This window comes from Chloroflexus aurantiacus J-10-fl, assembly GCF_000018865.1.
Taxonomy (GTDB): Bacteria; Chloroflexota; Chloroflexia; order Chloroflexales; family Chloroflexaceae; genus Chloroflexus; species Chloroflexus aurantiacus.
Window position 1 is genome coordinate 1,172,891 of record NC_010175.1, and the last position, 12,310, is coordinate 1,185,200.

A 12,310-nucleotide genomic window follows, 5' to 3' on the forward strand; every position below is an offset into this window, starting at 1 on the left:
ATAGCCTATCGGTGTTAGATCGTGCTGCTTCGTATGATTGCGATGTGAATGCATCAGGGCGCCTCAGCGCAGGCTTCTATTCTCCCCTCTTCCGTGCGGCAGGTTCAGGGACAGACAGCAACTATGAGCGAACTCAACCACCACTCCATCAGAAAGATCCAGCGCAGGCTTCTGGTCTCCCCTCTCTCGCATGCGCGCTATGCGTTACCCATTACTCGAATACTGCATAGCTCGCGTGCGGGAGCGGGGGTGATGGCCGACGAGTCAGCGGGTTAAACCCTGCCTCAATTCGTGAAAGCCCCTCCGGGGCTGGCCTGCCGGCGGGGAGTGGGGCCAGACGCTCGTGGATAGCCCCGCAGGGGTGTGCAGGTCGTGAGGCAGGGCTTCAGTCCGCACGACCGCAGGGCTGGCCTGCCGACGAGGAGCAGGGCGCTGCCGAACCCATGACTGCCTGGTGTGCGTGACGAACGATGCGCCGTGTCCAGCACCATGTGCTATAAGGGGGCATACCGGCTTCTATGTGGCATGTGGGTAATGCATAGGCGTGCGCGGGAGAGGGTCCGGGGGAGAGGACGTTCAACGCATCACCAGACCCTCTACTCGTAGAGTACTGACCTGATCTTCGCAATGCACGCCACGCACGCCGGCTATTTCATCATCCTGACGTTTCCATTCTGCGTTGATTGTTTGACCCGCCGGTGATTAAGCGCGAAGGCAATCCCCTCTTGCAGTGTTGCCTTCGTCACCACATTACCCAGATCAGCACCGATATACACCATCGTTTGCGCAATTTCCGGTCGAATCCCGGTAATCACGACCTGGGCGCCCAACATCCCTGCCGCCTGGGCAGTACGCAGCAACGCTCCCGCCACCTGGGTGTCTACCACCTTGACGCCAGTGATGTCGATAATCGCTATCGCCGCCCGATATTCAGCCACGCCACTGAGCAGGGACTCCATCACGAGCTGGGCACGACTTGAGTCGATGGCCCCAATCAGCGGCATCGCCACAATTCCATCGGCAATTGGCAACAATGGCGTGCTCAGTTCGTGTAAGATTGCTTGCTGTGCGGCAATGATCTGCTCTTGCATCGCAATGGTCTGGCGTTCACGCTCAGACTGGCGCCGATCTGTAATGTCACGAATCGCGACCAACACATCATTCCCACTCAGCGTCATACGTCCTTCATAGTCGCGTATCTGCCCATCTATCTGCATCTGGTACTCGTAACGCTGGATGCTGCCAGTGCGCTTCAATTCTTCCAGGTTACGTGCCGTCAGCTCGGCCAGTGCTGGAGGCAACACCTCAGCAAAATGTCGGTTGAGAAATTGCTCTGGTGGAACAGCAAAGGCAATTTCATTTGTGTGATAATCAAGAAAAACGCCATCTGGCGTCATGAGAAAGATGAGATCAGGAATGGCCTGCAAGAGGGCGCGCTGGCGCTGTTCACTGGCCCTGAGCCGCTCCGCTGACTTTAATTCTTCAGTAATATCGTGGTTGATAAGGCCATAACCGGTGATCGTACCCTGGCGATTACGTAATACCGGCAATGATATATATGCGGTAATCACCGAACCATCGCTGTGTATATACCGTAACCTGGTGCGCGGACTGCTGCCGATCTTCGCCTGCTGAACGATGGTTGCAATCTGCGGACGGTCGTCAGGATGCACAAGATCGACCCACGACTGTCCAACCAGTTCGTGTTTGCCTAACATCGTCAACCATGCCGGGTTGGCGTAGGTGATTGTCAACTGCGGATCGAGCAGCGCAATGCCATCGGGGGCATTCTCTACGAGCAAGAGCAATGTTCGCCGTTCTTGTTCTTTCTGTTGCTGTTCGGTAATATCTTCGTAGAAGCCAATGACACCGGCCACCTGTTGATTGCGGATCAGTGGTACTTTGCCGGTTCGCAACCAGATGGAACTGCCATCACCACGCACAAGGGTCTCTTCGATATTCAGCCGCGGCCCAGAGGTTAGCACAACCTGATCATGGGCCTGATAGGCGGCTGCCTTATCTCGCCACGGCAACTCAAAGTCGGTTTTGCCAATAATTTCAGCGAAGGTACTGAGACCGGCATCCTGAAGGACACGTCGATTACAACCCAGAAAGCGCGACTCTTTGTCTTTCCAGAAAATACCCAGGGGAAGATTATCGATCACGTTGTAGAGAATTTCGCGTTTTTCGTACAATTTGTCGCGCAATTGATGAAGTGTCGAAATATCCTGGCCAATGGATGTGAACCCGGTCAGGTTACCATTGTCGTCGTAGTGGATGACGATTGACCAGAGGAATGTACAAACGGTACCATCACGATGAATCACCCGATTTTCGATCTCTGCTGAGCGTTGCTGGCGGTTGACGAGTTCGATCATCGTCTGCTGAAGGGTTTCACGATCATCGGGGTGGGTAAAGGCCAGTACCGACTTCCCAATACATTCCTCTGGTGCGTAGCCGAAGTAGCGGCGGGTAGCCTGGTTGATATAGGTGATATTCCCCTGCGCATCTGACTCGGTAAGGATCAGACCGGCAAATTCAAGAACCCTGGAGAAGTGTTCGAGTTGGTGAGGGGGAAGGGACGGCGATGAACTCGATTGATGTGTCATTTCGATAACTCCTGCATTGCCTGGTTGTTACGAAGCGGTATAGTAAAGCAGGATAGTTTGGTTGTGCATCGGTGCTTTTCAGCACGTCATGCAGAACCTGAGCGTGCGGTAAGTTGGCAACAGCGTGCAACAAGGAACGTCTGCATCGTGTTGCCTGTCTGAATGGCTGCATCGAGCAGGGAGGCATATCTTCTCTTCCCAGAATGATATGTATCCCTTGCCTCAAGGTTTGCCCGATTTTACCACTTTTTAACGAATGTGTGGTACGGTTTGGTAGCTCGACGATGATTGGGATGCCTGTTGTCCGCCCTTTTCAGCAAGCCCAAAAATTCAACCCCTCATCTCAAGTCTGGTTTATAGATAACCAAAGTCGCCACCTATGCTGTGAGCAGGCCACGTGAGGCTGGCTGCCAGGATGAACAGCACGACGCTGCGCGCAACGACGCGATCCGTCACACTTCACGGTAGCAAAGCGGGTTATGCCCATCCTCTGTGTCCTCCGTGCCTCTGTGGTGACAAAGGTAGCACTTGGGTTGTCATACGCTGCCAGTGCGCACCAGCACCACCAGTCCTGTCACGCATATTCACACCTGAAGACACCTCAACGCACACTTCTTCTGAAAAAAATCCCCTGCTCCTCTCCCCTTAGGGTTGAGAAGCAGGGTTAGATCATTAATCACCGCTCCCAGACCGCATGCAACGCGCAACACCCCCCGCACCCACTCAGCACACCACTCTTTTCTCCTTTTTCCTCTCTCCTATTTCCTATTTTCTCTCCCCATATCTCAAGCCTCAGAACCGCGGATGCGTCTCAAGCTGCTGCACCAGCGCCTCGAACAGATCGCTCTCGGTGATGATGCCGATCACACGCTTGTTTTCGTCAATCACCGGTAAGCCGCCAATCTTGTTCTCGATCATCAACAACGCCGCCTCGCGCAGACTGGTCTCCGGCGTAACCGCAATTGGGTCTTCGGTCATGACCTCGTAGACCTTTACATTACGCAGGGCCTGGGCAATATCGACCGGATCGAGACCGGCGACCCGCATAATATCGGCGCCGCGAATGTCACCCTGTGTGATAATGCCGCGCAATTCACCCGTATCAACCACCACCGGTAGCCGCCGGATGTCGTGCTCGCGCATCAGGGCCAGCGCTTCGCTGAGTGGCGCAGCCAGGTTGATGGTGATAGCCGGTGTGCGCATCCAGTAGCGAATCTCTTGTTCGACCGGAACGGTCGTTTTTGTTTTGTTCGTCATGGCGCGCCTCCTTGCGCTGATAAACTGGATGTCTGTAGTTGTGATCTTAGCACAAGAGCGGCTCTTTTGAAGAGGATTTCTTTCCCTTGCGTAGTGATGATCTGTCAACCAGATGGTAAAGAATGACGTTGCAACCCTGGGGGTAAGTATCCGCCGCAACGTATTCCAACCACGGCTGAAGGTGGTACAATACCTCTGCCGAAAGGTGGTCTGTTTGCAGGTGTTGTGCAGCCTGGGCTATAGCAAGACAGGCAGAAGGGTCGCTGTGATGCCGCTTGCATGAAACCAGAAAGGGCGTACCCGTGAACTGGTTGCGTTGGCTGGTATTGGTGGTAATAGGTCTGTTGGCCGGGTGTGGTTCTGCACCCGCCAATCAGCCTGCACCAACACCGACCACCCTGATCGCAATTCCGCTGGCCGAGGTGCCGGCCCCAACCCCGACTGCCACGCATCTGCTGTTGCCGTTGGTCGGCGCCGCTGACACCACAGCTCAGGCACCGCCACTGCTTCCCTATCGGGTTGTTGCGTCCTATCCCCACGATCCGCGTGCATGGACCCAGGGACTGATCGTTGCCGGGCCAGGTCGGCTGTTTGAAGGAACCGGCGATTACGCCAATTCGTCACTCCGCGAAGTGGAGCTGGAGACCGGTCAGGTGTTGCGCAGCGTTGGCCTCGGCGATCCGGCCCTCTACGGGGAAGGGATTGCCCGGATTGGTGATCGCATCTTTCAACTGACCTGGCAGAATCAGCGTGGGTTGATCTACGATGTTGCGACGTTTAATCAGATCGGTTCATTCACTTACCCGGTGCCGCCGGCAACCATGCCGCGCGAAGGCTGGGGCTTAACCTACGACGGCTCGTCGCTGATTATGAGCGATGGCACAGCGACGCTCTACTTTATCGATCCGGAAGCGACGGTCGCGACGGGCCAGCTTGTGATTGAGCGCACGGTCACAGTAAGGATTGGCGATCAACCGCGTGACCGCTTGAATGAGCTGGAGTATATCAATGGCGCGATCTTCGCCAATGTCTGGTATAGTGATCAGATTGTGCGCATCGATCCGAACACCGGTCAGGTGACCGGTATTCTCGATCTGAGTGGATTACTCTCGCCAACCGAGCGTGCTGCCGCCGACGTGCTGAACGGGATTGCCTACGATCAAGAGCGTGGGTTGATCTACGTCACCGGCAAATACTGGCCGCGCTTGTTCGCCATCGCGCTTGAACAGACGATGTATCTTCCGCTGATCTCCAATTCGGAAGGTCAGTAGTATGTATCCGTGCCCATCAGGGCCTCAACAGACAGGAGTCGATCATGACCACAGCAAGTGGCCTCCAGTACGTCGAAATTCAGGCCGGTGATGGCGAGCAGCCCCAACCCGGTGCGATTGTCGCCGTTCACTATCGCGGGATGCTGGCCGATGGCAGTGTGTTTGATAGTTCGTATGAGCGTGGCGAGCCGATCCGCTTTCCCCTCGGTGTCGGGATGGTCATTCCCGGCTGGGATGAGGGGATTGGCCTGATGCGGGTTGGTGGCAAGGCGCGGTTGATTATTCCGCCCCATCTCGGCTATGGAGCGATGGGGTATCCGCCGGTGATTCCACCGAACGCAACCCTGACCTTCGATGTTGAGCTGGTTGAGGTTTTGCCCGGCCCACCGGAAGCGCCGCAAGACCTGCCGGCTGATCGGTATACGACCAGTGCCAGTGGCCTGCAATACGCCGATCTAACAGTTGGTGATGGGGCAACCGCCATGGCCGGTCGCACTGTAACCGTCCACTACACCGGCTGGCTCACCGACGGCAGTATGTTCGATAGCTCGCTCAGCCGTGGGGAACCGTTTGTCTTTCCGCTCGGTGCCGGACGAGTCATTCGGGGCTGGGATGAAGGGGTTGCCGGTATGCGGGTTGGCGGGCGTCGTCAGTTAATTATTCCGGCGGCGTTGGCCTACGGCAATCGCGGGGCGGGTGGTGTGATCCCACCAGGAGCAACTCTGATCTTTGAAGTGGAGCTGTTGGAGGTGCGTTGATGCGGATTGAGGCCATCGAATTGCGACGGATCCGGTTGCCATACCGGGCACCCTTCGAGACGAGCGGCTGGCGGGAAGAGGCCAATCATTCGGTGATTGTGACCCTGCATAGCGAGGGGGTAGTGGGCTGGGGCGAAGCTCCGGTTGGCGTGGGGCCGTGGTACAACGAAGAGACCCAATCTACCGCCTGGGTGATGATGCGCGAGATTCTGGCCCCGATGCTGCTGGGGCGTGATCTGAGCCGGCCAGAGGAGGTGGATGCGATCTTTACCCGTGTGCGCGGCAACCGCATGGCACGGGCCGGTCTTGAGTTCGCCGCCTGGGATCTGTTCGGGCGCGCACAGGGCACGAGCCTGAGCACAATGCTCGGCGGCACCCGGCAACGGGTGGAAGTTGGTGTCAGTGTTGGTGTCCAGGAGTCGATAGAGGCGTTGCTTGATGTGGTCGCCGGTTATGTCAATGCCGGTTACCAGCGGGTGAAACTCAAGATCAAACCGGGCTGGGATGTCGAGCCAACACGGGCTGTACGCGAGCGCTGGCCCGATCTGCGCTTGCAGGTTGATGCCAACAGCATCTACACCCTCGATCAGGCCGACCAGTTGGCCCGGCTCGACGAGTTTGATCTGTTGTTGATCGAGCAGCCCCTGGCGCATGACGACATCATCGATCACGCCAAACTTCAGCGGCTGCTCCGCACGCCGATTTGTCTCGATGAGAGCATTGTCTCGCCAGATCATGCCCGCTGGGCAATTGAGTTGGGTGCCTGCGGCGTAATCAATATCAAACCGTCGCGGGTTGGTGGTTTTACGGCAGCCCGGCGAATTCACGATCTGGCACAGGCCGCCGGCATCCCGGTCTGGTGCGGCGGCATGCTCGAAACCGGCATCGGGCGGGCTGCCAACGTCGGGCTGGCCAGTCTGCCCAACTTTAGCCTGCCCGGCGACATCAGCGCGAATGATCGCTACTTCCACCAGGACATTGTGACCAACCCGTTTACGCTCAACCCCGACAGTACACTCAGCGTCCCAACCGGGCCAGGGAGTGGGGCTGAGGTCGATCTGGAACGTCTTGCGGCAGTCACGACCGATTATGTCATGCTGCGTGCGTAGCAGCATGTGGAATGCATGATGGAACAGCGCCCAATTCAATGGCTGGTGAGCGGCGTGGTGGCGCTCGTGATGATTGGTCTGCTCGTGTTCGTCAACAGCGGCTGGCGCACCCCGGCGCCAGTCGCGACGCCTGTCACAGCCGAGCCGTGGCCGACATCACCACCGACATTTACTCCATTGCCACCAACCCAGGCAGCGGTTGCCCCGACACTCATTCCGCTGCCCGATCTACGCCGGATCGATCCGTCAATCGAGCTGGCGATCAAATTTCCGGTCACAACCGTCACGACGGTGAGCGGAGCACAGAGCTTCTTTGGCCGTGATGAGATCACGCTGAAAGTGACCGCCGAGGTTCGCCTGGCCGTTGATCTAAGCCAGGCCCAGATTCGGCGTGATGGTAATACGCTACTGATCCGATTACCACGGGCCACCGTGTCCGGCGAACCAAATCCGATTGAGATCGAGGTGATCGGCGAGTCGCGTCGCTGGATCGGCAGTCAGATCACAGCGGCGCAGAATCAGGCCCTGGCCCAGGCCCGCGCCGACATCAAACAACGGGTTGCCGGTGATCAGGGATTGATCAGCATCGCCAGCGAAGTTGCCTACCGCCGCCTCGAACGCTGGCTGATCGATGATCTCGGCTTTAGTCGCGTCGTTATCGAACCGCTCACCCCGTAGCGTGAGGTGGATGCATCTATGCGCACGTTGAAACTGATCTGGAACGGGTTCGCCATTGCTGCGGTGCTCTTTCTGATCTGGAGTGTTATCCAGGCGTTTCAGAATCCATCTGCGCCGCAGGCCACCTCAACCACCACTGTGGGGCCGCAGATTATAGAGGCCGTGCGGCGCGTGAATAAGCAGATTTTCATCGAGCACTACGCCGGTGTGGAAATCCGCCATCTCGATGCGCCGGGTGGCTGGGCGACATTTTTGCGCAATCTGGGAGTGCGCCAGGAGTTTCTGGTGCTGATCCGGGGTCGGGTGCCCGCCGGTATCGATCTGAGTCAACTGCGCCCCGAAGATGTCTGGGTGAGCAGCGATGGCCGCCGGGTCCAGATCACCCTACCGCCGCCACAAGTCTTCACCGATCAGGTAAGCCTCGATCTGACTAATAGCCGGATCATCGAGAATACCGATTTCTGTCCCGGCTTCATCTGCCCGCGCACCGAACTCGAACAATTCTTTCAATCCGTTGATGCCGAGGCAAAGGCCGCACTGGTAGAAGCTGCTATCGAGTCGGGCATTTTGTCACAGGCCGCCCGTGATGCCGAAACCTACTACACCCAATTCCTCAACAGCCTGGGCATCGCCGAGGTGCGGGTCATCGTGCGCGGGTATAGTGCGCCGTAGATGCCTGTAAGTGATGGGAAGTTATTAGAACTTATTTCATAAAAGCTGTGCTTCGTGCTCCCAGACTGTTACCCAGGCGCATGAACGCTCGTCAATCACCAAAGACAGTTTATCCTGCTCCTGGCCTGTTGGCAAAGCGCAGCTCTGGTCGTGCCATCACGCACTGGATTGGTTGCCTTACCCGCGCGTCATGCGCGTGTCGCAGCGTTTGGCGTGCGGCAGCATGGCTGCCGCGCCAGCTGTGCTCATGATCCGGCGCGTGGCACATCGTTGACCCGGCTGGTCACGAGGATGCTGTGTGTGCTCGTCACGATCATGGAATCAGTCGGCAATGAATGAGATAGCTTCTCGTATTCTAAGATTAAAGAGATGACTTCTACCTTTCAGAACCTCACCCCTTCCCATCCCCCCGCCAGCGAAAGATCAGAATAAACTGGTGCATCTGATTTGCCACGAACGCATACGGGTAGCCAAACGGGTACAGTCGCTGACTCTGGTCGTGCCATATCCGGTAGCCACGATACTCAAGCCCCGGTACCTGGCGCAGGGCAATCACCAGATCGGCGTGGAGCATGTTGTGGTGCTCAGGAGTGGGTTGCAGGTCTTTGGCAAAGATCACCAGATACCCGCCGGGACGCAACACCTGGAGCGCAGCGGTGAGGATGGTGCATAGTTCACCGATAAACTCGTGGTATGGCAGATTGCCCAAATCCGCCGCTGATGTTGTGAACGGCGTGGGATTGGGCCGACCGCGTTTACGCCGCTCGCCGGTTTTCGGGCGCGCCATCATGGCCGCATATGGCGGATCGGTCAGAATCAGATCAAACGGTCGTTCCCGCACCTCCGGCAGTTCGAGCAGATTACGGGCATCGCCAACCACATAGGTTTGCGGCGCGATCTGTAGCTCAGCACAAACCGCCTGGTAGATGGTTGCATATTCGGCTGAAAGATCGATACCGACTGCCGTGCGCCCCTCCAGCGAACTGGCGATCAGCGTACCACCAACCCCGGCAAACGGATCGAGCACGTGACCATGCTGGCGGGTGAAGAAGCGGATGAGTTCGGCCATAAGTTGGGGCGGTTTGGGTGAGGGGTGCTGACGACGGAGATGGTGGGCAAAGCTCTCCGGCCCACGGGTTGGATACGCAGTGCTGATGACAGAACGCAGCGCATACGTCCACTCCCGCGCATCGAGGTCGTTGAGCCGGTTACGGGGATCGTGTTCGCTGCTCATGGCGTTCTGCTCTACATCTGCACGGTGTCTTGATTCGGTCTGGCGCAGGCATGGGTAACGCAGAAGGTGGCCGTCTCTCCCCCGGCCACCTTCCCGGCCTGCTTCCGCCTACGAACGGCGGGCAGCCATTGCCTCGGCAAAGCGGGCAAAGAGATAGGTTGCATCGTGTGGCCCTGGCCCTGCTTCGGGGTGGTACTGCACACTGAAGCACTGCAATTCAGGATAATCAAAACCCTCCAGGGTCTGATCATTCAGGTTGATATGGGTCAAAACAACACCTGCCGGCAACGAGTCCGGATCGACGGCAAACCCATGATTCTGCGAGGTGATCTCAACCCGACCGGTGGGCAGATAGCGCACCGGATGGTTGGCACCGTGGTGGCCGAACGGCAACTTGTAGGTGCGCCCGCCGAGGGCCAGCCCCATCAATTGATGGCCGAGACAGATGCCAAAGATCGGGAGTTTACCGAGCAGCGAGCGCAGCGTGGCCACAGCATAGGTCGCCGCTGCCGGATCGCCCGGCCCATTCGAGAAGAAGATACCGTCGGGTTGGAGGGCCAGCGCATCTTCGGGTGGAGTTGTGGCCGGTACCACCGTCACCCGACAGCCATGATCGACCAGACGGCGCAAAATGGTGCGCTTGAGGCCGAAGTCGTAAGCAACAACGTGGAAGCGCAGTTCTTGCGCCGGGCCGTTCGGGTAGGGCGGGGTAAACGGCACACTGTTGGTTGCCCAATGGTACGGTTCGGGACAGGTCACCACTTGCGTTAAATCCAACCCTTCCATCGGCGGCGCGGCCCGACATTTCGCGAGTAACGACTCTATCGACTCGCCGGTTGTGGAGATAATGCCGCGCATCGCCCCGGCGGTACGGATATGGCGAGTGAGGGCACGGGTATCAACATCGCTAATCGCCACGATCCCATAGTCGCGCAGCAGTTGAGAGAGACTGCCACGCGCACGCCATGAGCTGTAGTGTTCGCTGTAGCTACGCACAATAAAACCGGCAACCTGCGGCTGGATCGACTCCGGGTCAAAATCGTTGACGCCGGTGTTCCCAATGTGCGGTGCTGTCATCGTGACCAGTTGACCGCAGTACGAGGGATCGGTCAAAATCTCTTGATAGCCGGTCATGCCGGTGTGAAAAACAACCTCACCAACACGCTCACCCGGGGCACCGAACGACCGCCCGGGAAAGACGCGACCATCTTCTAAGACAAGCACTGCATCCATTGTCTGTTGTACTCTCATTGTGAGACGCGGCGTAGTTCTTGCCGCCCATCCAACTATTTGGCGTATTGTAACATAGAAGTTACGTTGTTCGTTGGATCGTTGCCATTCGTAAAGAGCGTTATGTCTTGTACACAGTGTGACGGTATTTCACCACAGAGACACGGAGTACACAGAGAATATTGCATCTATACCTCTGTGGTAAACTCACCAATCCGTGCTCTTGCGGTAGACCCATACCCTGGTGGTAAACCACAGAGACACGGAGTACACAGAGCATTCCAGCCTCTGTGGTGATACACAAACAGGCAGTCGAAGCTGGTAAGATACACACCATGCATATCGTGCAATTCTACAAAGACTACCCACCGATCCAGGGTGGCATTGAACATCATCTCCAGTCGTTGAGCGAAGCACTGGCTGCACGTGGTCATCGAGTAACGGTCGTCTTTGCCGCACCGGGGCGGCGCGGCTGGCGGACACAGCGCAACGGTGTCGATCTGGTGGCAACCCCACGCCAGCTAACCCTGGCCCGTGCGCCGATCAGCCTCCCCCTCCTCTGGCAGGTACCGCGCCTGCACCCCGATCTGATCCATTTTCACCACCCCTACCCGTTTGGCGATCTGGCCCTCCTGACCGTGCAATCGCCGCTGGTCGTCACCTACCACAGCGATATTGTGCGGCAACGGGTGCTGGGAACGCTGACCGCCCCTCTGATCGAGCGTACCCTGCGCCGGGCGGCCCGGATTATTGCCACCAGCCCGTCGCTGGTACATTCATCGCCATGGCTTCAGCGTCACCGCGAGCGTGTGCGGGTGGTGCCCTTCGGTATCCCACCGCTGCCATTGCCCGATCCACACCTGGTAGCGACCCTTCGCCAACGCTTTCCCGGCCCCAATGCCTTGTTCGTAGGACGCCTGCGCTACTACAAGGGTGTAGACCGCCTGATCCGTGCCCTGGCCCTGCTACCCTTCGGGCACGCGATTATTGCCGGCGGCGATGCCACGGTACGCGGTGCTGATCTCATCCGCCTGGCCACAGAATTGGGCATTCACCATCGCGTGCATGTGTTGGGAGAGGTTGATCAGGCGACGTTACGTGCTCTCTACGCGCTGGCCGATGTGCTGGTATTGCCTTCAGTAGCGCGCAGTGAGGCGTTTGGGATCGTGCAAATCGAGGCGCAACTGGCCGGCTTACCGGTCATCTGTACCGAACTGGGCACCGGAACCAGCTACGTGACGGCGCACCGGCGCACCGGCCTGGTAGTGCCGCCAGACGATCCACCAGCACTGGCCGCAGCGCTGACCGAACTCTGGTGTAACCCGGAGCGGGCGCGGGCGTTCGGACTGGCCGGACGCGAACGCGCCGTCACCGAATTTCAGTTCGCAGATATGGTAACGCGCATCGAGCAGGTATATGCCGAGGCGCTGACAGTATCACCCTGAAATGACAGTGCTATAATGACTGCCTGAACCGCTTTTGTACAATTGGA

Annotated in this window: 10 protein-coding genes; 6 read left to right on the top strand and 4 right to left on the bottom strand. The window is 57.8% G+C overall.

The window, feature by feature from the left end; all coding sequences use genetic code 11:
* Positions 1-647: 647 nt before the first annotated feature.
* Positions 648-2,609 carry a PAS domain S-box protein gene (locus CAUR_RS04490; protein ID WP_012256746.1) on the bottom strand — a complete coding sequence of 654 codons (1,962 nt, stop codon included), beginning with the start codon at positions 2,607-2,609 and terminating at the stop codon, positions 648-650.
* A gap of 792 nt (positions 2,610-3,401) precedes the next feature.
* Positions 3,402-3,866, bottom strand: a complete 465-nt coding sequence (locus CAUR_RS04495; protein ID WP_012256747.1) for a CBS domain-containing protein — start codon at positions 3,864-3,866, stop codon at positions 3,402-3,404.
* Between the two features lie 302 nt (positions 3,867-4,168).
* On the opposite strand from CAUR_RS04495, the gene CAUR_RS04500 reads away from it, so the two are divergent.
* From CAUR_RS04500 to CAUR_RS04520, 5 genes are read left to right on the top strand one after another with little or no spacing between them, the layout of a single operon-like run.
* The gene (locus CAUR_RS04500; RefSeq protein WP_012256748.1) at positions 4,169-5,137 is read left to right on the top strand and encodes a glutaminyl-peptide cyclotransferase; all 969 of its coding nucleotides are present in this window, start codon (positions 4,169-4,171) and stop codon (positions 5,135-5,137) included.
* Positions 5,138-5,181: 44 nt separating this feature from the next.
* Positions 5,182-5,895: an FKBP-type peptidyl-prolyl cis-trans isomerase gene (locus CAUR_RS04505; RefSeq protein WP_012256749.1), complete on the top strand. Its 714-nt coding sequence runs from the start codon at positions 5,182-5,184 to the stop codon at positions 5,893-5,895.
* Positions 5,895-7,004 (top strand): o-succinylbenzoate synthase, encoded by a 1,110-nt coding sequence (gene menC / locus CAUR_RS04510; protein ID WP_012256750.1) that lies wholly within the window; start codon positions 5,895-5,897, stop codon positions 7,002-7,004. The genes CAUR_RS04505 and menC overlap by 1 nt, the downstream gene beginning before the upstream one ends.
* Positions 7,005-7,019: 15 nt before the next feature.
* The gene (locus CAUR_RS04515; RefSeq protein ID WP_012256751.1) at positions 7,020-7,682 is read left to right on the top strand and encodes a DUF4230 domain-containing protein; all 663 of its coding nucleotides are present in this window, start codon (positions 7,020-7,022) and stop codon (positions 7,680-7,682) included.
* 18 nt (positions 7,683-7,700) lie between these two features.
* Positions 7,701-8,354, top strand: coding sequence for a DUF4230 domain-containing protein (locus CAUR_RS04520; RefSeq protein ID WP_012256752.1), 654 nt, complete (start codon positions 7,701-7,703; stop codon positions 8,352-8,354).
* A gap of 391 nt (positions 8,355-8,745) precedes the next feature.
* Here the strand turns inward: CAUR_RS04520 and CAUR_RS04525 are convergent, their stop codons facing one another.
* Together CAUR_RS04525 and carA are read right to left on the bottom strand one after the other, a co-directional pair.
* Positions 8,746-9,588, bottom strand: a complete 843-nt coding sequence (locus tag CAUR_RS04525) for a TRM11 family SAM-dependent methyltransferase (protein ID WP_012256753.1) — start codon at positions 9,586-9,588, stop codon at positions 8,746-8,748.
* A gap of 108 nt (positions 9,589-9,696) precedes the next feature.
* A complete protein-coding gene (gene carA, locus CAUR_RS04530; protein ID WP_012660544.1) occupies positions 9,697-10,821 on the bottom strand; it encodes a glutamine-hydrolyzing carbamoyl-phosphate synthase small subunit in 1,125 nt (374 codons plus the stop codon).
* Positions 10,822-11,153: 332 nt separating this feature from the next.
* On the opposite strand from carA, the gene CAUR_RS04535 reads away from it, so the two are divergent.
* The gene (locus tag CAUR_RS04535; protein WP_012256755.1) at positions 11,154-12,263 is read left to right on the top strand and encodes a glycosyltransferase; all 1,110 of its coding nucleotides are present in this window, start codon (positions 11,154-11,156) and stop codon (positions 12,261-12,263) included.
* The last annotated feature ends 47 nt before the right edge of the window (positions 12,264-12,310 follow it).